The organism is Rhizobium sp. NZLR10 (genome assembly GCF_019685125.1).
Classification (GTDB): domain Bacteria; phylum Pseudomonadota; class Alphaproteobacteria; order Rhizobiales; family Rhizobiaceae; genus Rhizobium.
The window spans coordinates 474,439-499,789 of record NZ_JABDWE010000001.1; the positions used below are offsets into that span (position 1 = coordinate 474,439).

Sequence of the window (25,351 nt, forward strand, 5' to 3'; positions counted from 1 at the left end):
CATGAACGAGACAAGACATGTCGTCGCAATTGTCGATGACGATCCAAGACTGCTTGAATCGATGGGCGACCTTCTGGAATCGGCAGGCTATGTCGCCCGCGGCTTCCCGTCGGCGGGCTCGCTGCTCGTCAGCGGGCTGTCGGACCTCGACCTGCTCATCACCGATATCGGAATGCCCGGTATCGACGGCTTCGAACTTCGTGACCTGGTGAGAAAATCGCGCCCCGAGCTGCCGGTATTCCTGATCACGGGCCGCCACGAGATAGCCGATCAGGGCCGTGCTCAGGGCACGGGCGGGTTTTTCCGCAAGCCCTTTGATGCCCAGGCCCTGCTGTCGGCCATCGCCAACGCTTTACACCAATCGAGAGATGGAGGGTAACATGAGAGTTGACCAGCCGTTGCAGCGGAGATCGGCGCCGTTATCATTGCAGGGCAGATGTGAAGAGTTAGAGCCGCTCGTCATTATCGTCGATGACGACGCATCGGTTCGCGAGGCGCTGTCGGAGTTGATCCTGTCGGCGGGTTTTCAGTCGATTAGTTTTGCCTCGACCCGAGAATTGCTTGATGCCGATATAATGGAAAACCCCGGCTGCCTGATCCTCGATGTGCGCATGCCTGGAGCAAGCGGCCTTCACCTGCAGAGCCATCTGGCCGAAAACGGCATTTCCAAGCCGATCATTTTTCTGACCGGCCACGGAGACATCCCGATGACCGTTCAGGCAATGAAGGCGGGTGCTGTGGATTTTCTCACCAAGCCGGTGCGCGACCAGACGCTGCTCGACGCCATCACCGCGGCCATTGCGATGGATGCCGAGCGACGGGCCGAAGCCGCAATCGCCAAACGCAATGTCAAACGCCTGGAGACGCTGACGCAGCGCGAGCGCGAAGTTCTGCACGAAGTGGCGCACGGACGCCTCAACAAGCAGATCGCCTTCGATCTCGGCATCAGCGAAGTGACGGTCAAGCTGCATCGCAGCAACGTCATGCACAAGATGGAGGCCGCCTCGATTGGCGAACTGATCCGGGCCTGGGAGACGCTGCCCGCGCAAATGCGGCAGACAGGCTCGCGTTAATTTTTTTGCCAGGCCCTTTCCAAAACGACGAGACCCGACCTCGCACATCAGCTGCCTGTCCATTTGATGCGCGCCGTATCCGATTCGCGTCGAAAAAGACGGCGCGGCGCCAGCAATGGGTTTCGCCTTGGCACCCATGCGTTATCTCTAAATTAAAGCTCAGGGATATGACCTCATGCCCGGCTTAGATTTCATAAAGGAGATCACGCCTGTACAATCGATCACCAGCCTCGCCCTCCCCTGAAGCCAACGCCTTCGACATCGAAGCAAACTTCTTGTCGGCCATGGGGAACGCCAAACGGCTTCACATTCTGCATCTGTTGACCGAGGGAGAAGTGTCCGTGACCGTCCTGGCTGATGAAGTGGGACTGAGCCAATCTTCGACTTCCCAGCATCTGGCAATTCTTCGAGAACAAGGACTCGTGCAGACGCGAAGGTCTGCCCAGACGATCTTTTATTCACTTCAATCCGGCACGGCCAGGACGATGCTCGATACGCTCGCCGACATCTTCGGATCGTGCCATCGCTCCCCGGTAGACAGCGCCCGAGCCGGGCACCTGACGAAATGACGAGCCCCGCTCTTGCCGCTCGTAATTGGTCTCCGATTCTGCTGAGGATGATCTTGCAGGCGTCAGGTCGGATGCATCGGTTTCTGATGGACGTTTGATGTACGCCTCCTAGACCACGGTGTGATTACGTCTCAATTGCGAATGGAGATAATCAACCACATCAGGAACGGAACGGTCAGCAGGAGGCGATGATGGACGTATATGAGGCAGTCACTAGCCGACGGTCGGTGCGCGGATTCAAAGACAAACCTGTGGCCAGGGAGATACTTGAGCGCGTGCTGTCCGCCGCGGCTTGGTCGCCGTCAGGATCGAACATCCAGCCGTGGAATACCTATGTGATGACCGGCGCGACGCTGGCCGAGCTCAAGACATCCGCCGTCGAGCGCGTGGCCCACGGCGACGCCTGGGATACGCGGCAGTACGAGATGTATCCGCCCGCGATGAAGTCCCCGTACGGGGAGCGCCGATCCGCCTTCGGCAAGGAGCGCTACAGCGCGCTCGGCATTGCGCGCGAGGACTGGGAGGCGCGCCAGCGGGCAGCAATCGCCAACTGGAACTGCTTTGGCGCGCCCGCCGCCCTGTTCTGCTACATCGACCGTGACCTGGGCCTACCCCAATGGGCCGACGTCGGCATGTATCTGCAGACCGTCATGCTGCTGCTGCGCGCCGAAGGACTGCACAGTTGCCCGCAGATGGCGTGGTCACAGGTTCGCGAGACGGTCGCGGAGGTCCTGTCACCCCCGGACGGGCTCATCCTCTTCTGCGGCATGTCGATCGGCTACGAGGACCCAGCGGCAAGTTCTGCCCATACGGGCCGCGCCCCGCTCGCCGAGACGGTCACTTTCGTCGGTGATTAGTGACGTGCGCTCGAAGGACAAGGGAGCCCTTTTATGATTCTTGCGCAAGACGTCCTTGTCATGCGTGATATTGGAGAACGCCATGACCACGCATAAAGTAGGCTATCTCATCGGCAGCCTCGCCAAGGGCTCGATCAATCGCAAGCTTGCCAAGGCGTTGGTGCGGTTCGCCCCGCCGGAACTTGAAATGTCGGAGATATCCTTCAAGGACCTGCCGCTCTACAGCTACGACTATGACGCCGACTATCCCCCGGCCGGCAAGGCATTCAAGGCGGCAATCGCGACCGTCGACGCCGTGCTGTTCATCACGCCCGAATACAATCGATCCATACCTGGCGGGCTGAAAAACGCAATCGACTGGGCAAGCCGCCCCTATGGCACCAACTCGTTCACACGCAAGCCGTCCGCGGTTATCGGCACGTCTCCGGGCGCGATAGGCACAGCCGTCGCCCAGCAGAATTTGCGCAGCGTGCTTAGTTTCTGCAACTCTCCCCAGATGAATGCCCCGGAAGCCTACATCCAGTTCACACCGGGGCTGATCACCGATGACGGCGAGGTCACGAACGACACCACCGCCGATTTCCTTCGCACTTTCATGCGGGACTTCCATGTCTTCATCGCAAGGGTTCGCTCGGTGCTGCCGAAAGACGCCTAGTGGGCACATAAAAGGAACTGGCCGCCCCATGCGGCAGCAGCCAGTTCCCGATTTTCGAGACGTCTCTAAGCGAAGGCGTAAGAACCGTCCGGCCGCTTCGGCACGCGCCGCTGCCAGTGGATATAGCCTTCCTCCTCCATCGCCTTCTCGTCCATCTCGACGCCCCAGCCGGGCCGATCCGGGCGCAGTTCGAGATAGCCGTCCTTCGGTAGATAGGGATCGACGACGTAACGGGTTTCGCCTTCCCGCTTCTCGATATCGTTGCCGCCATAGACGTAGGCCTGGCCCTTCGGCAGCCGGTATTCGAGGATACGAAAATTCTGCGCCGCAGCTGAAAAATGCACGTTGACCGCCGTTGCCAAGGGGCCCATCGGGTTGTGCGGCGCGACGCCGACAAAGAAGGCTTCGGCGAGCGTGGCAATGCGGCGCATTTCGCTGATGCCGCCGACGACGCAAATATCCGGCTGGATCAGATCGGCGCCCTTGACCTGCAGCAGCCGCAGGAACTCGTTCCTGTTGTAGAGCGACTCGCCGGTCGCCAACGTGCAGTTAAGGCCCTGCTTCAGATCGCCCCAGGCCTCGATGTTTTCTGGCCGTAGCGGCTCCTCGAAAAATAGCGGGTCGTAGGGGGCCAATGCATTGCCAAGCTGGCGAGCGGCGACCGGCTCGAAAATCTTCGCATGCGCGTCGAAGGCGATCTCGTATTCGTCGTTGACCGTTTCGCGAAGCGAGCGGAAATAATCCGCCGAGGCCTTCACGACATTGCCCCAGCGATTGGAGTGCATGTCGATCCGCCAGGGGCTGAGCTTGAAGGCGGTGAACCCCCATCCCTCCTTCAGGCGATCGAATTCGTCGCGGGCCGCCGGCGCATCGGGAGCGGTATAGACCCCGGCATAGACCTTGATGCGGTCGCGCACCTCGCCGCCGAGCAGCTTATAGACCGGGAGATTCGCCGCCTTGGCCGCAAGGTCCCACAGGCAATGATCGAGCGCGGAGATCGCGGCAAGGCCAAGCGCGCCCGGCGGGAACCGGCTCTGCTGGACCAGCAGATTGACCAGATACTCGACGCGAGTCGGATCCTGGCCGGACAAAAATCCGCAGAGATAATCGAGCAGCGGCGGAAGCGCCTTGTCCGGCCCGTGATTGTAGCATTCACCCCAGCCCGTAAGCCCGTCATCGGTATCGAGCGCGACGATCACGCGCGGACGGTCCTTGTCGCGGGTCATGAAAACCCGCATGCGGTCGATCTTCATCATTCTGTCCTTCTAGCGATTGAAATAATTGCGACGCGCCACGCGCGTCTGCACGTAGACGTGCTCGTTGTCGGTTCCGGGATTATAGACGCCGGCAGCTGCCGGCACCGAGACGTTGCCGGCACTGGGGAAACGCGCCACGAAGGCTTCGTCGATATCACAGCCAAGTCCTGGGCCATCGGGAACGGCGATCAAACCGTCGACCTGTTGCGGATGCGGCACGATCGTCCGGCGGCGGCCGTCCCAGTCATCGTCGAGGCGCTCGAGAATGAGAGCGTTCGGGATTGCCGCAAGCAGATGCAAGGCCGCATATTCCGCCACCGGCCCGAGCGAGCCGGAATGCGGCGCCATCTGAATATGATGGGCTTCGGCCATGGCGGCGATCTTCTTCATCTGGGTGATGCCGCCTGCCCGGCCGGTGTCCGGCTGGATCACGTCGACCAGTTCCTTCTCGATAAGCTCGCGCTCGCCGAAGATGGTCGCCGAGCGCTCGCCGGCCGCAAGCGGCACATAAGCTGCATCGCGGATACGCCGGTAGCCGTCGATATTCTCCGGCGCGATTGGATCTTCCACCCACATCAATTCATAGGGCTCGAGCGCCCGCACCAGGCGGCAGGCATCCGCAGGCGTCAGCCACGGCGGCCCATGCAGGTCGATGGCAATGTCCATGTCGTCGCCGACGGCATCGCGGAGCGCGGCGACCTTGCGAATGGGATCGGCGACCCCGCCGCACTTGATCGCCTTTATCCCGCGTTCCTTGAGCGCAAGTGCGCGCTCGGGCGTATTCGCATGCGAATAGATCGGTATCCGGTCGCGCACCTTGCCGCCGAGCATCATCCAGACCGGCACGCCAAGCGCCTTGCCCTTGATGTCCCATAGGGCCATGTCGATGCCAGTCATCGCACCGCCTCCGACGGTTCCGAGCATACCATGGCCCATCATGGCGATATGCATCTTCTGCCACAGCCGTTCGATATGGGCCGGATCTTCGCCGATGAGGAGGGGTGCAAGATCATGGATCGCGGTCTCGACGACACGCGGCCAGCCCGAGCATTCACCGATGCCGGTGATACCCTCGTCGGTATCGACCTTCAAAAAGAGCCAGTTTCTGGTGCCGCCGAATTGCTTGGAGGCGCCGCCACCGGAACGCTGATCGGAAGCCCAGTTCGAGGGGTCTGGCTGGCCGACATGCATCAGAAAAGTGCGGATCCCGGTGATCTTCATCTCTGAGAACTTCCATTCCTGAGGTTGTCGGGCGCGACGTAGCGGAAACGCCTGGAATGATCGCGGTCACGCGGATCTGGACGGGGGATCGCTGATATCAGCGCCTGCGTGTAGGCGTGCTCGGGTGTACGGCAGACCTTCTCCGCCTCGCCGATTTCGACGAGTTGGCCTTTGTACATGACGCCGACACGGTCGCACATGTAGCGGATGACGCCGATATCATGGCTGATGAAGATATAGGCGAGGCCGAGTTCGTCCTGCAGGCGCATCAGGAGATCGAGCACCTGCGAGCGCACGGAGACATCGAGCGCCGAGGTTGCCTCATCCGCGACGATGACGCGCGGATTGAGCGTGATGGCCCGGGCAATGCCAATGCGCTGGCGCTGACCACCGGAGAATGCGTGCGGGTAGCGTTCGCGTGCTCTCGGATCGAGGCCAACTTGCTCCATCAGATGGCAAACCCGCTCTTCCAGCGCCCGCCCCTTGGCGACGCCGTTGACGAGCAGCGGCTCGCCGATGATCTGGGAGACGGTCATGCGTGGATTGAGGGAGCCGAAAGGATCCTGAAACACCATACGCAATTCGCGGCGCGCGGCGGCCAGTGTGGGACCTTTTGCCGTCGCCAGATCGATGATGTCGCCATCGGCGCGGCGATACAGGATTTCGCCGGCAGTCGGATCGAGCAGCCGCATGATCGAGCGGCCCATCGTCGTCTTGCCGGAGCCACTCTCGCCAACGATGCCGAGGGTCTCGCCCGGCAGCAGCGAAATGGAAACATCGTCCAGCGCCTTCACCTCTCCGAAATCCATCGAGACGTTGCGCAGTTCGAGGATCGGCGCTTGGGTTCTGTCGAGCGGCGCGCGCGCCAGGCGGATTTCCGCCTTCTGCTCCAGCTTCAGCACCGAGCCGATCAGCATGCGGGTATAGTCGTCTTGCGGCGCATGAAAGATCTGCTCGACCGGCGCATATTCCTTGGCGACGCCGTTATGCATCACCAGCACATCGTCGGCGATCTGGGCCACGACACCCATGTCATGCGTGATGAACAGAACGGCCATTCCATTGGCCTTTTGCAGGCGGGCGATCAGGTCGAGAATCTCGGCCTGCGTCGTCACGTCGAGAGCCGTGGTCGGCTCGTCGGCGATTAGGAGCTGAGGTTTACAGGCGAGTGCCATAGCAATCATCGCGCGCTGGCGCATCCCGCCGGAATATTGAAAGGCATACCGATCCAACGCCTTTTCCGGCGAGGGAATCTCGACCTGCTTGAGCAGCGATATGGCCTCAGTGCGCGCCTCTGCCTTGCTCATCCTGGTGTGGAGACGAAGCGCCTCGACGATCTGGTTGCCGACCGTGTGGATCGGCGACAGCGACGACATCGGCTCCTGGAAGATCATGGCGATGTCGCGGCCACGGATCGCCCGGATCTGACGCCCGCGCGGATTGAGGCTGGTCAGATCGGTCGAGCCGCCGTTTTGATCGTTCAAGATGATCGATCCGCCGGATATGCGGCCAGGCGCGTCGACGATCTGCAGGATCGAACGCGCTGTCACCGACTTGCCGGATCCGCTTTCGCCGACGACACAAAGCGTCTTGCCCGGTTCGATCGAGAAAGACAGGTCGCTGACGGCGCGAAAGATGCCGGTCCGCAGTGGAAATTCGACGGTCAGGTTTTTCACTTGGAGCAGCGGCCTGCCGGCGATGGGAACGATATCGGTCATGCCGGCCTCATTTGTTGTACGGATCGGCCGCATCGCGCAGCCCGTCGCCGAGAAGGTTAAGCGCCATCACGGCGACCACGACGGCGCAGCCCGGCATGAAGAGCCATGGCGCGGTGGCGATCGAGCGAATGTTCTGGGCCTCGCGCAAAAGCACGCCCCAGGAGATGGTCGGCGGCTGCAGCCCGAGCCCCAGGAAGGAGAGAGAGGTTTCGGCAAGGATCATCGCCGGCACCGCAAGCGTGATCGACGCAATGATGTGGCTGGCAAAGCTCGGCAGCATGTGGCGAAAGATGATGCGTCTTTCGCGAACGCCGTCGAGTCTCGCGGCGGCGACGAACTCCTCTGTTCGCAGCGACAGGAAGCGGCCGCGAACGACGCGGGCAAGCTGCGCCCAGCCGGTCAGCGACAGGATGATCGTGATCATCATATACTGCAGCGTCGCCGGCCAATCCTGTGGCAGGGCCGCGGCCATGGCGAGCCAGATCGGTATCGTCGGCAGCGACAGAACGAAATCGATCACGCGCTGCATAAAGAAATCGATGCGGCCGCCGTAATATCCCGAGATACCGCCGAGCACGATACCGAGCATGAGCGAGAAGAAGACGCCGACGAGGCCGATCGACAACGAGATCTGCGAGCCTTGCACCGTTCGGCTGAAAACATCGCGCCCAAGCCTGTCGGCGCCGAAGAGAAGCAGCGGCGTCGTCTTGTCGGGCGAGGCGATCAGGTGGATGTTTGACTTGAACAGACCGAATACGGAATATTCATAGCCGCGCCCGAAAAATTGGACGTCGACACGCTTTGTCGTGTCTTCCTTGAAGATGGCGGCCAGTGTTTCCGGATCGCGGGTCAGCTTCATCGGATAATAATGCGGGCCGAAGGAAAAGCCATTCTGCGTGTCGATCAGATGCAATCTCTGCGGTGGGTGAAAGGTCGCCCGCGCATTTTGCAGGTTCGGATCGTTGATGGCGAAGAAGCCGGGAACCAGGGCAACGATATACATCATCACGGTGACGACAAGCGCCACCATGGCCAGCCGGTGCCGGCGGAAAGCCCACCAGATCAACTGCCACTGCGATGCGACGGCGGCGCGATCCGGCTGAATATTTGTAACGGTGATGTCAGCCACGTTAGGCTCCTATTCCAACCGGATGCGGGGATCGACCAGCGCAAGCAGGATGTCGCTGATCAAAGAGCCTATCAGCGTCAGAGCGCAGATCAGCAGAACGAAGGCACCGGCCAGATACATGTCCTGCGCCATCAGCGCCTGCAGCAGCAAAGGTGCGGCCGTCGGCAGATTTAGGACGATGGCGACGACAACCGAGCCGGAAATGAGGTTGGGCAGCAGCCAGGCAATGGTCGAGATGAACGGATTGAGCGCGATCATCATTGGGTATTTCATCAGCAGCCGGAACTCTGAGAGACCTTTTGCCCTTGCCGTCGTCACGTAAGGCTTCGGCAGTTCATCGAGCATGTTGGCGCGCATGACACGGATGAGGCTCGCGGTCGATGAAACGGCAAGAATGATGACCGGAAGCCAGAGATGCGAGAAGAGATCGATCATCTTGGCGAAGCTCCAGGACGCGTTCTCGTATTCGGGCGAAAACAGCCCGCCGACATCCTGTCCGAATTCGACCGCCGCGACATACATCAGCACCAGCGCCAGCAGGAAGGACGGAACGGCCAGGCCGAAAAAGGTGAAGGCGGTGAAGAAATAGTCCCCGATCGAATATTTGCGCACAGCGGAATAGACGCCGATCGGCAGGGCGATCGCCCAAGTGGCGATCAATGTCGACAGGGCCAGAACAAGCGTCAGCGCCATGCGCTCCCAGATAAGGTCGGAGACGGGCTGCTGCCATTCGAAAGAAATGCCGAAATCGCCGCGCGAGAGGATGCCCCATATCCATTTGAAGTATTGGACGAGCATCGGATCGCCGAGGCCGAAGCGCTCGCGTAATTGTGCCGCCGTGTTCTGATCGACGATTTCGTTGGATGCCGCCAGTGTTGCGATATAGGTCGTGACATAGTCGCCCGGCGGCAGCTGGATCAGCACGAAAGCGAGAAAGCTGACGGCAAAAAGCGATGGAATCATCCATAGGAAGCGTTTGGCGATGAAGACCAGCATAGGGCGTCTCTTGCATTGAACGCCGCCCCGACTCCTTCGGCTGGACGGCCGAAAAGGCATTGGGGGACAGACTTGAAGGAAGACGCCGTGCCTGATGGCACGGCGCCGGAGATCCGAATCAGCTCGTGAAGGTGAATTGCTGTGGCAACGCAGGCCCCGGATTAGGCCAGGACCAGCTATCCGGCTGCTTCTCGGGAACGTTGCGCAGATTGTTGCGGATGATGCCGAACCCGCCGACCGCGAGGCAAAGCCCGACGGTCTCGAATTCCTCCGCGGCGATGTCGAAGATCTGCTTCATGACCGCACCGCGCTTGTCGAGATCGGCCGTCGAACGCGCTTCGTCAAAGAGCTTCATGCGCTTTTTCTGGCTTTCCGGCGGCTCTTCGCCGCGTGCACCGTTGGAGGTGTACCAAAGCGTCCACGGAATGGCGTAACGCGAACCCTGCGGATGGAAGGCGAAGAAATCGCGCGGATCGAGCATCGGATCGAGACCGCCGGGCCCCGGCCACACCTGCGCATCATGGGCATTGTCGTCGCCGCGGGTGTAATAAAGCGCCCGCTCGATGGTATTGACCTTCATGTCGATGCCGATCTGGGCCCAATGCGTCTTGACCAGTTCGAGCGCGTCGACCAGATCGGGATATAACGTCGGAATGACGTCGATCGAGAAGAACACCTTTTGGCCATCGGGCCGAAGGCGGAAGCCGTCGCCGCCCTTCTTGTAGCCGGCCTGATCGAGCATCGCGCCTGCCTTGTCGGCGTCAAATTCGGTGAACTGGCGCGCGTATTTCTCGTTATACCACGGATGGGTTGGACGCGGCCCCGCCTGGTAAGGCTCGCTCTGCCCGAAATAGACAATATCGATGAGCTCTGGGCGATTGATGCCGATCGACAAGGCCTGCCGAAACGACTTGTCCGCAAACATCTTGCGCATGGCAGGATCTTTGTGGGTGATATTGAAATAGATCTGGCATTGTTGCGAGGCCGAAGGCACCAGCGTTAGCAGTCGATAGTCGCCTTTTTCCATGTTCTTGGACAGCGTCGGCTTGTTGGCAAGCACGCTGATATGGCGCTCCTGGATGTCGATCTTTCCCGAAATGACGTTCAGCATCAGCGATTCGACGTCCTGCGAGATGCCGAAGTTGATCTCATCGATGTAGGGAAGCTGGTTGCCTTCGGTATCGACCTGCCAGAAATAGGGATTGCGGGTCATGACGACACGCGTCGCGCCGCCGGCATAAGGCTCTTTCACCACCCATGGATCGAGCGTCGGCTTGTCGACGTTGCCCCACCGCGACGGGATCTCGATGTCACCGCACCGGCTGCGGAACAGCTCCGTCCAGCTGGTGACGCCGGCCTTCTTCGCATCGGCCTCGATATTGGGATTATATTTCGGCAGGAACTGGCTGCAGTAATGCTTTGGAAAGAGCGTCGGATGCTGACCAAGCGGCGTGGCGAGGTTTTCCAGGTAAAGCGCGTTGGCCGCCGCAAAGGTGAACTTCACCGTATAGTCGTCGATTTTTTCGACGGTCACCGGCTTGCCGGCGACAGCAAGCTGCGCTGGTGTCGAGCTGTAGAGCTCGGTATTCTTGACGCAGTCTTCGATCGCAAAAACGACGTCATCGGCCGTAAAGGGATGACCGTCCGACCAGCGCACGCCTTCGATGAGATGGAAGGTGAATTGCGTCGCGTCGTCGCTGACTTCCCAGCGCTCGGCAAGGTTCGGCTCCACAGCGGTAAACTCGAGGTTCCAGCGCACCAGGCTCTGGTTGCCGACCATGCGCAGAATGCCGTTATGGTCGGATGAACCGCGAAGGCCGCGGCGCAGAGAGCCGCCATAGGTGCCGATTTTTTCGAACGGCTTGACGACCATCGGCTTCTTCGGCAGGCGCTCGGCGAGCGGCGGCAGTTTTCCATCTTTCACAAGCTGTGCAAGTGCGGGTGCTTCACCGCCTGCGGCGGCGGAGACGCGACCAGCGACGGATAGCGCGGCGACACCGGCCATGCCGCCAAGCACGGCGCGGCGGGTAACGCCACGCGACAGTATTTCATTAGGCATCGAGTTCCTCCGTTTTTATGCCGGCGCAGCTTTTTAGACCGGCGGATGCGGCGGGCTCCCGACCCGCCGCCTGCGCCCTCCTCGGCGCTACGACCGAACCATAGACACGTTCCCAAATGATTACAAGAGTTGACAGATAATTACAAATTTTGTAGCGATGCAACATCAGAACTTGAATTGCCTGCCCGGAATACAAGGCTACAGCGAACTAAATACGGCGATCTGTTAGAAGCTGTGAGCTGCCATGGAGATATGATGCCGGCGACAGCAAGAGCCCACAGCGTTCAGAGAAAAGGACGATCATGACATTCGCGGTCGACGCCGTTTCGAACAGAGCCGCAACGCGGTTCAGCGACATCATCTACGAGAAAATCGTGGGGATGATCGCCGACGGCAACTTTCCGGTGAACGAACGATTGCCGTCGGAGACGAAGCTCGCTGCTGATTTCGGCGCATCGAGACCGGTCGTGCGCGAAGCGCTCGAACGCTTGAGAGCCGATGGTCTGGTCGTTTCACGCAAGGGCTCCGGCTCCTATGTCAGGCAGAGGCCGGATTCGTCGATGCTGAAAATGGTGCCGGTCGGATCGCTCGCGGATGTTCAGCGGTTTTTCGAATTCCGCGCCGGTCTCGAAGCCGAGGCGGCGGAGCTTGCCGCGCGAAACTGGCAGCCGGACGACAGGGAACGGATAACCGCAGCGCTTCTTTCGATCGAGCAATGCCTGCGCAACGGAGAGCTCGGCGCCGAGGAGGACCAGGCTCTGCATGATGCAATCGCCATGGCGACCGGCAACCAGTTCCACATCACCGTTCGCGAATGGTTCAGGCCGCATTTCGCCATCGGCCATTCGGTTACGCGAAGCTTGAGCCTGAAACGGACCCTGGAGCAGATCCGTAGCGTCCAGGATGAGCACGCGGTGATCGTGGAGGCGATCTTCGCACGGCAGGAAACCGAAGCTCACGATGCAATGAAGAAACACATACTGAATGCCCGCGCCCGCATGTTCCAGGGCGTTTGAGCGAGAATGGGAGGAAGAACGATGAAACGGATCGCTGTGACGGGTGCTGCTGGACGTGTAGGAACCCTGCTGCGCCCGCTCCTCCGCGGGCATGTCGAGCACGTCAGCCTGATCGACCTGCAGGAACCGGCTGAGCTCGGCGGAAACGAGACGTTCGTAAGGGTCGACCTTGCAAAGCTCGACGAGGCAACGGCTGCGCTGAAAGATATCGACGGCATCGTTCATCTGGCGGGCATCGCAAGCGGCATCGACATGAACGCCATTCTGCACGCCAATGTGCTCGGAACCTACAATCTTTACGAAGCGGCACGGATCAACAAGATCCCCAGGGTCGTCTATGCGTCGAGCAACCATGCGACCGGCTTCTATCCGCGTGACGAAGTCATATCGCCGCTCGATCCCATGCGCCCCGACAGCCCTTATGGACTTTCCAAATGCTGGGGCGAACTGGTGGCGGGGCTTTACTACGACACGTCGGGCATTCGCTCCCTTTCCATCCGTATCGGCAATGCCGGCACCTACCCCAACAGCGAGCGATCGGTTGCGATCTGGATCAGCGCGCGAGATCTGGCGCAGCTGGTGCGGATCGGGCTGTCCCACCCGCTGATCGCCGCGACAGTCATCTACGGCGTTTCCGATACCGACGAGAAATGGTGGGATAACGATCTGGCAACGAGGCTCGGTTACCAACCACAGGACCGGCCGCGCGATCACGCCCGCATCGAACAGGGATCTGAAGGGCCGGTAGCGCTTGCGTTCCAGGGTGGCGGGTTCTGCGAGATCAATCACGACGGCACCATCCGCATGCGTGACGCCGAAGGTTTGGCCAAGAGCCTGGAGGCGGCCGAATGACGGCGCCTCGGATCATCCGCCCAGAAATCCGTTCCGTCATCCAGCAGCCGCTGACGGTCGGTGAATCGCCGGTATGGGACGATGAGACCGGCACGCTGTGGCTGGTCGATATCCTGGCGCCAGCGGTTGTCCGGCTTTCGGCGTCAGGACAGATCGATCGTTTCGACATGCCGGCGGCGATCGGCAGTCTCGGGCTGTGCCGAGACAACAGGATCGTCGTGGGCCTTCAGACGGGCGTCCATCTCTTCGATCCCGTCTCGGGAAAAATCGAATTTCTGTGCGACCCGGTCGGGCGGGATATCAATGGCCGCCTCAACGACGGCAAGGTCGGCCCCGACGGCCATTTCTGGGTCGGCTCGATCAGCGAAGCCAAGCCGCAGGTGAATGACGCAGCACTTTTCCGCGTCGGGGCCGATGGCAGCACGCGGACCGTCGCAACGGGGTTGACGAGTTCCAATGGTCTCGCCTGGTCGCCGGACGGCCGGCGGATGTATCACTCCGACAGCCGCCAATGTTTCCTGCAGGCATTCGACTTCTATCCTGAGACGGGCAGTCTCGGTAAAGGACGTCGCCTTCGCAGCTTCACAGAAGATGAGGGGCGGCCGGACGGGGCGACGACCGATCGCGACGGGCTTTACTGGAGCGCCGGCGTCTCCGCCGGCCGGGTCAACCGGATATCGCGCGAAGGCGAAATCGTCGAGATTTACATTCTGCCGGTCGCAGCACCGACAATGCCGTGTTTCGGCGGACCCGATCTCAGCACGCTCTTCGTCACCAGCCTGTCGACGGACCGCACCGGACGGTTCGAGGCGGGAACGGTCATCGCCTTCGACGTGGATGCAGAGGGGCTGCCGCCCTTCCGCTTCGGCAACCAATCATCTTGAAAGCGAACGGGGAAGAGAAATGAGCATCGCGATCATGCGCAAGGCGCTTACCGGCGTGTCGGGCGTTCCCGTCACGGCCTATGACGGTAAAGGCAACGTCGAACCTGCGATCACGGCCAAGGTCTATGCGCGAGTGGCGGCAGCAGGCATCCACAACATCGTTGCTGCCGGCAACACCGGCGAGTTTTACGCCCTGACGCCGCAAGAGATCCGGATCGTCCACGAAGCAGCGGTTTCAGGCGTCAATGGCCGGGCGCCGGTGACGGCGGCCATCGGCCGCTCGCTGCGCGAGGCGATCGGTATGGCGAGGGATGCGGCTGCGATCGGCGCCTCCGCCGTCATGTCGCATCAGCCCGTCGATCCTTTCGCAGCACCATCGGCCCAGATCGGCTATTTCTGCGATCTTGCGGATGCTTCCACCCTGCCGCTCATCGCCTATGTCAGAGCCGAGGGTTTCGGGGTCGACGATATCGTCCGTCTCGCCAACCACGGCAATATTGCCGGCATCAAGTTTGCAACGACCGATCTGATGCTGCTGTCCAGAGCCATCCCCGCAGCCGATCCGGCCGGGGCGCTGTTCGTCTGCGGCCTGGCGGAAAGCTGGGCGCCGACATTTACCGCGGCCGGCGCGCGCGGCTTCACCTCGGGTCTCGTCAACGTTGCACCGCAGCTTTCGCTTGCCGTCCATGCTGCGCTCGAACAAGGCGATTTCGCCGCGGCACGGGCGATCGTCAACCGGCTCGAACCATTCGAGCGGATGCGGACCAAATTCCGCAACGGTGCGAACGTCACGGTCGTCAAAGAAGCCGTCACCTATTCCGGCCTCGATGTCGGTCCCGTGCGCGTGCCGGGATTGCCGCTGCTCGACCAAAATGATCGCGAGGAACTTCATCGGTTGCTTCGAGGCTGGGAGGCCGACGGCACCATTCAAATAGATCCGGACCGGCAGCAATCTGCCAAGGCGGCCGGCTGAATTCGACTATTTCCGCAAAACAACAGGATTGGGAGGTCTAGAGATGCTGAAACAGCTACTGACAACGATCGCAATTACCGGTGCCCTAGTAACGACGCAGCCTGCCTTCGCCGCATCGCCGCCCAATATGCTGGTGATCGGCACCAATCTCACCGGTATCCGGACGCTCGATCCGGCCCAGAATAACGCGCGCACGGTTTCCGAACTGATTTCCAATCTTTACGACAATCTCGTGCAGCTGTCGCCTGAGGATCTCAAGACGCTGAAGCCGATGCTTGCGACGCAATGGAGCGTCTCGCCAGACGGCAAGATCATCACGCTCACCTTGCGCGACGACGCCGTTTTCCAGAGTGGCAACAAGGTGACCGCCGAGGATGCGGCCTGGTCGATCCAGCGCGTCATCAAGATGGGCCAGGTCGGCTCCACCGACGTCGCGCTCTGGGGCTTCACACCAGACAATGTCGAAAAGCTCGTTCGGGCCAAGGATGAACATACGCTCGAGATCGAACTGCCGCAGACCGTGAATACCGATCTGGTGCTCTATTCGCTGGCCGGCTCATCACTCGGCATCGTCGACAAGAAGACGGTGCTGTCGCATGAGGCCAACGCCGATTTCGGCGGCGCCTGGCTTTCCGCCAATTCCGCCGGCAGCGGGCCGTTCAGCCTGGCGCAATGGCGCCCGAACGACGTCGCTATCTTCAATGCGCAACCGAAATATTGGGGCGGCAAGCCGGCCATGGCCCGCGTCGTTGCCCGCCACATCCCGGAATCCGGCAATCTCCGGCTGCAGCTCGAAGCCGGCGACGTCGATGTCGGCCAGTATGTGGCAAGCGGCGATCTCGATGCGCTCGCCACCAAGAAGGATATGGTGATCGAGAACGTACCGGGTCTCGGCTTCTACTACATCGCCCTCAACCAGAAAGACCCGGACCTGCAAAAGCCGAAGGTCCGCGAGGCCTTCCAGCACGCCTTCGACTGGAAGGCGATCTCCGGCAACATCATGCGGTATACGGGCTTTCCCTGGCAGTCGATGATCCCGCGCGGCATGATCGGCGCTCCCGAGCAGGCCGACGTCCGCTATGATTACGATCCCGCCAAAGCCAAGCAGCTGCTGGCGGAGGCCGGATATCCCAACGGCTTGAGGAAGGTGCTCAATCCGTCGGGGGCCGCGACCCTGCCCTTCGCCGAAGCGCTGCAGGCAAGCGCCCGGGCCGCAGGGCTCGATCTCGATCTGGTGCCCGGCGAGTTCACGCCCGCCTTCCGCGAGCGCAAATTCGAAGTGCTGCTCGGCAATTCTGGCGCCCGCCTTCCCGATCCCTTTGCCGTCGCCACACAATATGCCTTCAACCCCGACAATAGCGACGAGGCACGCCTCGGCAGCTATTACCTCTGGCGCACGGGCATGAAGGTGGACGACCTCAATTCGCTCATCGATCAATCGATGAAGGAGCGCGATACGGTCAAGCGCACGGATATCTTCAAGAAGATGGACGGCATTTACTCCGGCATGGCCGCCCCGCTCGTCATCTTCTTCCAGCGAACCGACCCCTATGTCATGCGCGCCAACGTCAAAGGCTATCACGGGCATACGACCTGGTCGACGCGCTGGCATGACGTGACCAAGGAGTAGAGCGCGTGGCAAGCGCCGATCTGACATCGAAGCAGGAGAGCAACCGTCATTCTCAGGCGGGCGGGTTTGCCGATGCAGCCCCGCACCCCTTGACCAGCCTGCTTCGACGCTTAGCGGGGCGTGTGGTGGCTGTTGTCACCACGCTGCTCGGCCTGCTTTTCCTGACCTTTTCGATGGGCCGCCTGCTTCCCGCCGACCCGGTACTGTCAATCACCGGGCCGGAGGTCAGCAAGGAGGTCTATGATCGGGTTTTCAATGAGCTGGGGCTTGGGCAGCCGATCTGGATGCAGTTCCTCTCCTATGTCGGCAAGATCGCCACAGGCGACCTCGGCACGTCGGCGACGACGGGCCAGCCGATCCTCACGGATCTCATGATGATTTTTCCCGCGACGATTGAGCTTGCCATCATCGCCATGATCATCGGCGCCATTATCGGCATTCCCTTGGGCGTCACGGCCGCCGTCAGACGCGGGACGATCATCGATCACATTGCCCGGATCATCGCCCTCGCCGGCCACTCAATCCCGATTTTCTGGACCGGGCTGATGGCGCTCTTCATCTTCTACGCCAAGCTCAAGCTGGTCGGCGCATCGGGCCGGGTCGATGTCTTCTACGAGGGCCTCGTCACGCCGATGACCGGCTTTCTTCTGATCGATGCGGCAATCCAGCAGCAATGGGAAGTGTTTCAGAATGCGGTCGGCCACATCATCCTGCCGGCGTCAATCCTCGGCTATTATTCCGTCGCCTATATCAGCCGCATGTCACGAAGCTTCATGCTGGAACAGCTCAGCCAGGAATACATCATCACCGCGCGGGCAAAGGGGCTCGGCACCCGCAAGGTCGTCTGGCGCCATGCCTTCAGGAACATTCGCGTGCAGCTCTTGACGATCCTGGCGCTGACCTTCGGCGGGCTGCTCGAGGGCGCGGTGCTGATCGAGACGGTCTTCGGCTGGCCCGGGCTCGGCCAATATCTCACCCGCGGGCTGCAGATGAACGACATGAATGTCGTGATGGGTTCGGTGCTGACGATCGGCGCCGTCTTCCTGACCATCAACATCCTGTCGGACTTCCTTTATCGCATTCTTGATCCGAGAACACGGTGACGCCATGACGATCTCCACCGAAGACGTAAACAGCGCCAGTGCCGGCGGCTTCAGAAAATGGCTGCTGGCGCCGGAGCCTCAGGGCTGGTTTCAGTCGTCGACGCAGCAGATCCATCAGGGCTGGCTGAAGTTCAGCCTGCACCCGCTTGGCCTGGCAGGCCTCTTCATCGTCGTGCTGTTGATCGTGGTGGCGACGGCAGCCCCGCTACTGACAAGCTACGATCCGATCGCGCAGGATATGGCCGGGCGGCTGGCGCCGCCCTCGGCAGCCCATCTTCTCGGCACCGACAATTTCGGCCGCGACGTCTTTGCGCGGGTGATCTACGGCGCCCGTACGACGCTCTACATCATCATGCTGGTGACGATCATCGTCGCACCACTCGGCCTGCTGATCGGCACCGTCTCGGGATATTTCGGCGGCATCGTCGATGAAATCCTCATGCGCATCACCGATATTTTCCTCTCCTTCCCCGGGCTGGTGCTGGCGCTGGGTTTTGCCGCAGCGCTCGGCCCTGGTATCACCAACGCGATCATCGCGATCTCGCTGACGGCTTGGCCGCCGATCGCCCGCCTGGCACGCGCCGAGACGCTCAGCCTTCGCAAGGCGGATTATATCGCCGCCGTGCGGCTGCAGGGCGCGACATCACTTGCGATCATCATCCGCCATATCCTACCGATGTGCATCCCCTCGGTGATCGTCCGCGTCACCCTCAACATGGCCGGCATCATCATCACTGCCGCCGGTCTCGGCTTTCTCGGCCTCGGTGCGCAGCCGCCCTGGCCGGAATGGGGCTCGATGGCCGCCAGCGGGCGCGAGTTCATGCTCGACAGCCCGTGGGTGATCGCCGCACCCGGCATCGCCATTGCGCTCGTCAGCCTCGCCTTCAACCTCGTCGGCGATGCGCTACGCGACGTGCTCGACCCGAGAGGTTCGGAATGACCCAGCCGCTCATCGATATCCGCAACCTCGAAATCGCCTATGGCGGCGGCCAAATGCGCGCGGTGCGCGGCGTTAGCTTTACGCTCGGACAGGAAAAACTCGGCATCGTCGGCGAATCCGGATCGGGAAAATCGACCGTCGGCCGGGCGATCATGAAGCTGCTGCCGCCGACCGCGATCGTCCGGGCCGAGCGAATGGCTTTTCGCGACGTCGACCTCCTCAAGGCAGACGAGCGGAGGATGATGACGATCAGGGGGCGGCGGATCGGCCTGATCTTGCAGGACCCGAAATATTCGCTCAATCCGGTCATGCGGATCGGCGAACAGATCGCCGAAACCTACCGCTTCCATCATCCAAAGGTCAGCAAGGCAAAAACCCGCGCCCAAGCGCTCGACATGCTCGAAGCTGTCCAGATCCGCGATCCCGAGCGGGTCGCCCGCCTCTATCCGCACGAGATATCGGGCGGTATGGGCCAGCGTGTTATGATTGCCATGATGCTGATTGCCGAGCCCGAAGTGCTGATCGCCGACGAGCCGACTTCGGCGCTCGACGTGACGGTCAGGCTTGAGATCCTGGCCCTGCTCGACGAACTCGTTGCACGCCGCAATCTCGGCCTGATCTTCATCAGTCACGACCTCAATCTCATCAGGAATTTCTGCGACCGCGTCCTCATCATGTATGCGGGCCGCGTCGTGGAAGTGCTCGAGGCGCGCGATCTCGACAAGGCCAGACATCCTTATACCCAAGGGTTGCTGGCATCCCTGCCGACGATCGACAATCCCCCTGCCCGGCTGCCGATCCTGAAGCGGGATCCCGCCTGGCTTGACGACCTCGCACTGGAGCCGCCGCGGTGATCAGAATTGACAATCTCACCATCCGTTTCGGACACGGCCAGCGGCCGGTTGTCAGAGATGTAAACCTCACCGTCGAGAGGGGAACGGCATTCGGCCTGGTCGGCGAATCCGGCTGCGGAAAATCAACGGTTCTTAGAGCTCTCTCCGGCCTCAACGCCAATTACGACGGCAACATCGAACTCCAGGGCGAGACGCTGGACCGGCAGCGCAGCCGGCCGTTCTATCGCCGCGTGCAGATGGTGTTTCAGGACCCCTACGGATCGCTCCATCCCCGCAAGACCATCCGCTCGCAGCTGAAAGAACCGCTGCGCAACCAGGGGCTGGAGACGAATTCCGTCGACGTCAACGCGGTGCTGAGATCGGTCGGCCTCGATCCGGCGCTGAGCTACCGATTTCCGCATCAGCTCTCCGGCGGGCAGCGCCAGCGCGTGGCGATCGCCCGTGCCCTGATGCTGAACCCGGACGTCCTGCTTCTCGACGAACCGACATCGGCGCTTGATGTGTCGGTTCAGGCCGAAATCCTCAACCTGCTGCAGGATCTGCGCGCCGAGCGCGGCCTTACCTATCTGCTCGTCAGCCACGATCTCGCCGTCGTCTCCCACATGTGCAGCCGCGTCGCCATCATGGAAGCGGGCGAGATCGTCGAACAGGTCGAGATCGAGGCGTTGCGAAGAGGCGCGGTCGAACATCCCTATTCGCAACGCCTGCTGCGCGCGAGCCGGATGTACGGAAGGGCATAGCTAGCGACAGCTGTGGATTTTCGCCGTTGAGATCAGGTTACGGCAGCGGCCTTGCCGGTGGCGTAAGCGGGAAGGTCAGACGGAAGCATGCGCCGGGACCGGGCCGGACTTCGGCGCGTCCCCCATGCAGGCGCATAATCTTCTGGACGAGATCGAGGCCAAGGCCCACCCCACGACCATCGTGCCGCAGGCGATGGAAGGCCTCGAAAATCTGTTCTCGCTCCGCCTCTGGAACTCCCTTCCCCTCGTCACAGACCTCCAGCCATCCGGCTGCGGAGACACGGACGCTGATCGTTCCCTGTCTTCCGCCGTAGTTAATGGCGTTTTGGACAAGGTTTGTCAGTGCGCGCTCGATGGATGTCTCGTCGCCGGACACCAGTATTTTGTCACCCTCCGGTTCGAAGCGCATTTCGTATCCGGCACCGAAGGCCAGCGGCGCAAGGTCGATGACGACGCGCTCGGCAAGGTCCACCAGGTCGACAGCTGTAAACGTGACCATCTGCTGTTCCAGACGCTGCAAGTCGAGAAGCTGGCCCGTCAGCGCGGTCAGCCTGGCGGCATCCTCCAGGAGGCGGACCTTCAACGGCCCGGGCGGAAGCCCCGAAAGGCGCGTCGTCAGGATAGCGATCGGCGTGCGGAGCTCGTGGGCCGCATCGGTCAAAAATCTCCTGTGGCCCGTATATCCCTTGTCGAGCCTGGTAAGCGCTTCGTTGACGGCATTGACGAAGGGTAGAATCTCAAGCGGCACGCCGCTGGCGGACAATCTCGTGCCGCTCCGATGGATATCGATCTTCTTCGTCTCTTCGGCCGCGTGGTCGAGGCCTTTCAGTGCGCGGCGAACGACGAACGGCGTCACGAGGAACGTTGCAACTGCGGTGATTGCGATCAATATCGCCATCACCGTCAGGAGACCTTGGCTCGACTCGAGTATCTGGGCAATGGTGACATGTCCCTGCGCGCCCGACATGATCTTGACCCGCCCGGCAGGCGTTTCCTCCCAGTGGACTATCGCGAGCGGCAATGCGTCCTTCTCGAAATTTTGGATCAGATCGGCATATGTGATAACATCCAACGCCGATACCGCAGACATGACCTCCAATGGGACGCGGCCTTCCGTCAGTTGCTGTCCGTTCGCATCTCGAACCAGAAACCAGAGATTGGGGATCTGCGATCTGAGTTGGACCAGTTCCTGCGTTGGGGAGATGAACAGCTTTCCGTCGGGGCCGCGTTGAATCGCGTTGCGCACCACTTCGGGTGTCGTCCTGTCATTGACCCCGTGATTGATGTATCCGAAGTACCAGAGAAACCCGATAGTGGCGAACATGCCCACGAAGATCACCACCAGCATCACGATCTGCGCGGTTGTGATATGCATGACCAATCGCCACCGCAGAGATCGGGGCTCGACGAGGCTCATGGTTCCTCCCTCAACAGATAACCCACTCCCCTGACACCGTTGACGATGACACCGCTGTCCGCATCCGCAAGTTTTCTGCGAAGGCGCGAAACCTGGGTGTCGAGTGCGTTCGGCTGCACCTCGTCATCGATTGCGAAGACGGCTTCCATCAACGACGAACGCGGCACCATACGGCCGAGGCGTCGCAACAGCGCTTCAAGGACGAGCAATTCTCGGCGTGTCAGCTCAATCGCGTTGTCGCCGACCCTGGCCTCGTGATTGAAGTGGTCATAAGAGAGCCGGCCGATCGTCACGATGTCGCGCTGCATCGTAGCTGGTCGGCGCATGAGGGCTCGAAGCCGCGCCACAAGCTCCTCGAATGCGAAGGGCTTGGTCAGATAGTCGTCCGCGCCTTGTTCGAGGCCCTCGACACGGTCGGTCAGCTCCCCCCGGGCGGTCAGGACAAGTACTGGCACAAGGTTTCCTTTGGCGCGCAGCTTCGGAATCAGAGACAGTCCTTCGCCATCAGTGAGTTGCCGATCGAGAATAAGCACGTCATGCAGGCCGGGCGCAGTGATCAGCTCAGCGTCAGCAAGACTGGTCGCATGATCGAGAACCATGCCGCTACCTGCAAGCGCGTCACGCAGCGCAGATGCCATCTCAGGCTCATCTTCAACCAACAATACTCTCAAGACGAACCTACCTCGTTGGAACGGCTTATCTTCTTACGGGCGCTCCATGTCGGCAACCTTGCACGAGAAACATAAGCCCGGTTTTTCCGAAATTCTGGCCAATCCGGGCTGCGACAGACTGCCGACATGTAAAACTGACATTAGCTGTGTATGAGGCACAAACGCTTTCCGCATTCAGTCTGGTGCCGTGACCCGGATCAACAATGATGTACACCCTAAAAATACTCATGCTCTTGCCATTGCTTTACGAAACGAACGGAGCGCGGCATGGGCATCACTGATATTTTTCTGTTCCTTGGCGAATGGTTTCGCAATCCGCGCAGCGTGGCGGCCATTGCACCGTCCGGCCGCGCCTTGGCTTCATTGATGACAAGGGACATTACGGCGCGGACGGGTAAGGTTCTGGAACTTGGACCAGGAACGGGAGCATTCACGCAGGCCCTGATCGAACGCGGAGTCCGGGAAGAAAACCTCACTCTGATCGAGTGCAGTCCGGACTTCGCAAGGCTTCTGGAAGCGCGGTTTCCCCGGGCCCGGTTGTTGGAAATGAATGCGGAGCAACTGAACCGGCTGACATTGTCCGATATTCCGGTGGGCGCGATCGTTTGCGGCCTGGGACTGCTAAACATGTCGCATCAAAGGGTCGCCAGTATCATGAAAGGCGCCTTCTCCTGTTTAAAGTCCGGCGGCGAGTTCTTCCTGTTCACCTATGGGGCTGCCTGTCCGGTGCACAAGTCCATACTTGCGGAACTCGGTCTTGAGGCCAAACGCCTGGGACGAGCTTATCTCAACCTTCCACCCGCAGCGGTCTATCGCATTACGCGGCGTGTTGAGGAGACGATGGCATGAGCTCATCGGAGCTGTTGCCCCTAGTCGTTCAATTTGGCGTCTTGGGCATGTTCGCCGCGGCGGTGTTCGAAAAGACCATACCCATCGTACCCTCCTATCTCATGCTGCTGATCTTCGGCTCCGCCACGTCGACGATCATGGAGCTGGCTGCCGTCATTGTCGTGACGTCCAGCGGTTCGTTGATTGGGACAGCATGTGTCTACACGTTCGGTCGCTCCTTTGGAGAAGAGCGTGTCACTCGGGCGGTCGACAAATACGGGAGGTTCGTCTTTCTGACCCTCGAACGTTATCGGCATCTTGCCAATGCCTATCGCCGAAATCACTTCGCTGTCTCACTCTGCGGCCAGATAATCCCTGTAGCGAGGCTTTACCTGTCGTTGCCGGCCGGCGTGCTTAAGCTGCGGGCCGATCGTTTTCTCGTCGCCTCGGCGATCGGGATCACGACCTATAACACGTTTTTCCTGACCACCGGATTCGTGTTGCGCGGAGCCGCCCATGACCCGGTCAAAACAGGCGTTCTCTTGTCCTTGGCGCTTGTGGCCGTTGAAATCGTAGTTGCAGGCAGCATGCGATGGCTCATGCGGCGGCAGAGGACGGCGCGAACATAAGCCTCAGACCGAGCAAGGGCTAGTTCGTAGAGTGGGAGGCAAGCATCCCGCTTACCGGCGCGTTGCCAAAGCGGGCGAGATCGTCGAGGTCGAAGAGGTACCGTGGAAACTCCCTATTCGCAACGCCTGCTGCACGCGAGCCGGATGTACGGAAGGGCGTAGCCATCCGGCACGCCCTCGCTCTCTCTTGGATCACCGCAAGTGGGCGTCGATAGCGGAAACGATCTCTTCCCAATCATCGGGATGAATTTCGTGGCCGCCACCTTCGAGCCGAACAAGCTTCGCTCCCCGGACAGTTCTTGCCAGCAGTTCGCCGTGTTCAACCGGATAAATCGGATCCGCCGTTCCGTGTATGACAAGCAGGGGCGCGGCCAGTTCTCCCAATTTTCCTTTCAAGGTCTGGCCGCCCTTCAGCATGAAATGATTGGTGGCGCTGACGAAGCTTTTCGCCCGCCTGACGTCCCGTTCGACAAAGGCGCGCGCCCGCCGTTCGTCGTAGGGATGGGCCACACCGGCGATCTCTTGAGTATCCTTGACAAGGAATTCGATGACCTGGGCATCGTCTGTCCAGTCGACGGTCTCGCCCGTCGCTGCATGCGCCATGTAGGCGCCGGTGGTATGCGGTAGAGCACTGGTATCAATGCCCATCGGCGTGGTGGAAATCAGCGTCAGCGTCTTGATGCGTTCGGGATGCGAGAGCGCTGCGATCTGGGCGATCGTGCCGCCCAACGACATTCCGATCAGATTGGCGCCGTCGATACCGTAGCCATCGAGTATTCTGATGGCGTCCTCAGCCATGTCGTCCATTGTATAGGGAGGTTCCCCCGGCTCGTAGATCGTCGAGCGGCCGGTGTCTCGATTGTCGTAGCGAATGACATAAAATTTGCGATCGGCAAGTGTTTGGCAGAACTCGTCCGGCCACCACAGCATTGACGCCATGGCGCCCATGATCAACAGGATCGGCTGATACGCCGGGTTGCCAAATGCCTGCGTGGCGATCTCGACGTCGTCAAATCTGATAATGCGTTCAATCACTTGGGGCGCCCTTTACGTGTACTGGGTGAAGCGGCGAAAACCTTGGGTCCTGGTATCAGCAGGCATCCCCATATTGGGGCTAAGGCAGCGGTGCCGCATCGGGCATTTTCAGTAGGACAGGTCAAAAACACTCGGGAGCAACAGCGGCGGCACTGACACCAAATCCCCTTCCACCCGTGGAAAATTGAACAGCTGCGCGTCGATGGAGATCGCCGGTGTCCGAAATCGGCACATCGCTCCTCGGCC

General features: G+C 60.7%; 25 protein-coding genes. 16 read left to right on the forward strand and 9 right to left on the reverse strand.

All coding sequences use genetic code 11. The features are described 5' to 3' along the window. Position 1: 1 nt before the first annotated feature. The 5 genes from HJB82_RS02195 (at position 2) to HJB82_RS02215 (ending at position 3,154) form a co-directional block, all read left to right on the forward strand. Positions 2-379 (forward strand): response regulator transcription factor, encoded by a 378-nt coding sequence (locus HJB82_RS02195; RefSeq protein WP_221115051.1) that lies wholly within the window; start codon positions 2-4, stop codon positions 377-379. Between the two features lies 1 nt (position 380). After that, a complete protein-coding gene (locus HJB82_RS02200; protein ID WP_221132579.1) occupies positions 381-1,073 on the forward strand; it encodes a response regulator transcription factor in 693 nt (230 codons plus the stop codon). 209 nt (positions 1,074-1,282) lie between these two features. Next, the gene (locus HJB82_RS02205) at positions 1,283-1,642 is read left to right on the forward strand and encodes a helix-turn-helix transcriptional regulator (protein ID WP_221115171.1); all 360 of its coding nucleotides are present in this window, start codon (positions 1,283-1,285) and stop codon (positions 1,640-1,642) included. A 191-nt stretch (positions 1,643-1,833) separates the two neighbouring features. Beyond that, on the forward strand, positions 1,834-2,499 hold the full coding sequence (locus HJB82_RS02210) for a nitroreductase (protein WP_221115053.1): 666 nt from the start codon (positions 1,834-1,836) through the stop codon (positions 2,497-2,499). Positions 2,500-2,581: 82 nt separating this feature from the next. Further along, the gene (locus HJB82_RS02215; RefSeq protein ID WP_221139499.1) at positions 2,582-3,154 is read left to right on the forward strand and encodes an NADPH-dependent FMN reductase; all 573 of its coding nucleotides are present in this window, start codon (positions 2,582-2,584) and stop codon (positions 3,152-3,154) included. 65 nt (positions 3,155-3,219) lie between these two features. Here the strand turns inward: HJB82_RS02215 and HJB82_RS02220 are convergent, their stop codons facing one another. The 6 genes from HJB82_RS02220 to HJB82_RS02245 all read right to left on the reverse strand — a co-directional run bounded on the left by HJB82_RS02220 (position 3,220) and on the right by HJB82_RS02245 (position 11,533). After that, entirely contained in the window at positions 3,220-4,407 is a 1,188-nt protein-coding gene (locus HJB82_RS02220; RefSeq protein ID WP_207585201.1) for a mandelate racemase/muconate lactonizing enzyme family protein, read from the reverse strand. Between the two features lie 12 nt (positions 4,408-4,419). Continuing rightward, a complete protein-coding gene (locus tag HJB82_RS02225; protein ID WP_221139500.1) occupies positions 4,420-5,631 on the reverse strand; it encodes a mandelate racemase/muconate lactonizing enzyme family protein in 1,212 nt (403 codons plus the stop codon). After that, on the reverse strand, positions 5,628-7,349 hold the full coding sequence (locus HJB82_RS02230; RefSeq protein ID WP_221115056.1) for an ABC transporter ATP-binding protein: 1,722 nt from the start codon (positions 7,347-7,349) through the stop codon (positions 5,628-5,630). Before HJB82_RS02230 ends, HJB82_RS02225 begins: the two co-directional genes overlap by 4 nt. A 7-nt stretch (positions 7,350-7,356) precedes the next feature. Beyond that, a complete protein-coding gene (locus HJB82_RS02235) occupies positions 7,357-8,478 on the reverse strand; it encodes an ABC transporter permease (RefSeq protein ID WP_207584765.1) in 1,122 nt (373 codons plus the stop codon). Between the two features lie 9 nt (positions 8,479-8,487). Further along, complete coding sequence (locus tag HJB82_RS02240; RefSeq protein ID WP_207584764.1) at positions 8,488-9,474, reverse strand: ABC transporter permease; 987 nt, start codon at positions 9,472-9,474, stop codon at positions 8,488-8,490. Positions 9,475-9,592: 118 nt separating this feature from the next. Beyond that, complete coding sequence (locus tag HJB82_RS02245; RefSeq protein WP_207584763.1) at positions 9,593-11,533, reverse strand: ABC transporter substrate-binding protein; 1,941 nt, start codon at positions 11,531-11,533, stop codon at positions 9,593-9,595. A gap of 302 nt (positions 11,534-11,835) precedes the next feature. Here HJB82_RS02245 and HJB82_RS02250 point away from each other — a divergent pair, with 302 nt between their 5' ends. From HJB82_RS02250 to HJB82_RS02290, 9 genes are read left to right on the forward strand one after another with little or no spacing between them, the layout of a single operon-like run. Next, entirely contained in the window at positions 11,836-12,549 is a 714-nt protein-coding gene (locus HJB82_RS02250; protein WP_207584762.1) for a FadR/GntR family transcriptional regulator, read from the forward strand. Between the two features lie 21 nt (positions 12,550-12,570). Next, positions 12,571-13,401: an NAD(P)-dependent oxidoreductase gene (locus tag HJB82_RS02255; protein ID WP_207584761.1), complete on the forward strand. Its 831-nt coding sequence runs from the start codon at positions 12,571-12,573 to the stop codon at positions 13,399-13,401. After that, positions 13,398-14,285 (forward strand): SMP-30/gluconolactonase/LRE family protein, encoded by an 888-nt coding sequence (locus HJB82_RS02260; RefSeq protein WP_207584760.1) that lies wholly within the window; start codon positions 13,398-13,400, stop codon positions 14,283-14,285. Before HJB82_RS02255 ends, HJB82_RS02260 begins: the two co-directional genes overlap by 4 nt. A gap of 19 nt (positions 14,286-14,304) precedes the next feature. Next, positions 14,305-15,258 (forward strand): dihydrodipicolinate synthase family protein, encoded by a 954-nt coding sequence (locus HJB82_RS02265; RefSeq protein WP_221115057.1) that lies wholly within the window; start codon positions 14,305-14,307, stop codon positions 15,256-15,258. Positions 15,259-15,301: 43 nt separating this feature from the next. Further along, positions 15,302-16,888, forward strand: a complete 1,587-nt coding sequence (locus tag HJB82_RS02270) for an ABC transporter substrate-binding protein (protein WP_207584758.1) — start codon at positions 15,302-15,304, stop codon at positions 16,886-16,888. Between the two features lie 5 nt (positions 16,889-16,893). Further along, the gene (locus HJB82_RS02275; RefSeq protein WP_221139501.1) at positions 16,894-17,991 is read left to right on the forward strand and encodes an ABC transporter permease; all 1,098 of its coding nucleotides are present in this window, start codon (positions 16,894-16,896) and stop codon (positions 17,989-17,991) included. Between the two features lie 4 nt (positions 17,992-17,995). Further along, positions 17,996-18,931 carry an ABC transporter permease gene (locus HJB82_RS02280; RefSeq protein WP_221139502.1) on the forward strand — a complete coding sequence of 312 codons (936 nt, stop codon included), beginning with the start codon at positions 17,996-17,998 and terminating at the stop codon, positions 18,929-18,931. After that, a complete protein-coding gene (locus tag HJB82_RS02285) occupies positions 18,928-19,785 on the forward strand; it encodes an ABC transporter ATP-binding protein (protein WP_221139503.1) in 858 nt (285 codons plus the stop codon). Before HJB82_RS02280 ends, HJB82_RS02285 begins: the two co-directional genes overlap by 4 nt. Further along, on the forward strand, positions 19,782-20,525 hold the full coding sequence (locus HJB82_RS02290) for an ABC transporter ATP-binding protein (protein WP_207584754.1): 744 nt from the start codon (positions 19,782-19,784) through the stop codon (positions 20,523-20,525). The genes HJB82_RS02285 and HJB82_RS02290 overlap by 4 nt, the downstream gene beginning before the upstream one ends. Positions 20,526-20,562: 37 nt before the next feature. On the opposite strand, the gene HJB82_RS02295 is transcribed toward HJB82_RS02290, so the two are convergent. Together HJB82_RS02295 and HJB82_RS02300 are read right to left on the reverse strand one after the other, a co-directional pair. Next, a complete protein-coding gene (locus HJB82_RS02295) occupies positions 20,563-21,942 on the reverse strand; it encodes a HAMP domain-containing sensor histidine kinase (protein WP_207584753.1) in 1,380 nt (459 codons plus the stop codon). After that, positions 21,939-22,613, reverse strand: a complete 675-nt coding sequence (locus tag HJB82_RS02300) for a response regulator transcription factor (RefSeq protein ID WP_207584752.1) — start codon at positions 22,611-22,613, stop codon at positions 21,939-21,941. The genes HJB82_RS02295 and HJB82_RS02300 overlap by 4 nt, the downstream gene beginning before the upstream one ends. 267 nt (positions 22,614-22,880) lie before the next feature. Here HJB82_RS02300 and HJB82_RS02305 point away from each other — a divergent pair, with 267 nt between their 5' ends. Beyond that, positions 22,881-23,462, forward strand: a complete 582-nt coding sequence (locus tag HJB82_RS02305) for a class I SAM-dependent methyltransferase (RefSeq protein WP_207584751.1) — start codon at positions 22,881-22,883, stop codon at positions 23,460-23,462. Continuing rightward, on the forward strand, positions 23,459-24,070 hold the full coding sequence (locus tag HJB82_RS02310) for a DedA family protein (RefSeq protein ID WP_221139504.1): 612 nt from the start codon (positions 23,459-23,461) through the stop codon (positions 24,068-24,070). Before HJB82_RS02305 ends, HJB82_RS02310 begins: the two co-directional genes overlap by 4 nt. A 192-nt stretch (positions 24,071-24,262) precedes the next feature. Here HJB82_RS02310 and HJB82_RS02315 read toward each other — a convergent pair whose 3' ends face one another. Continuing rightward, positions 24,263-25,105: an alpha/beta fold hydrolase gene (locus tag HJB82_RS02315; protein ID WP_221139505.1), complete on the reverse strand. Its 843-nt coding sequence runs from the start codon at positions 25,103-25,105 to the stop codon at positions 24,263-24,265. Positions 25,106-25,351: the final 246 nt, after the last annotated feature.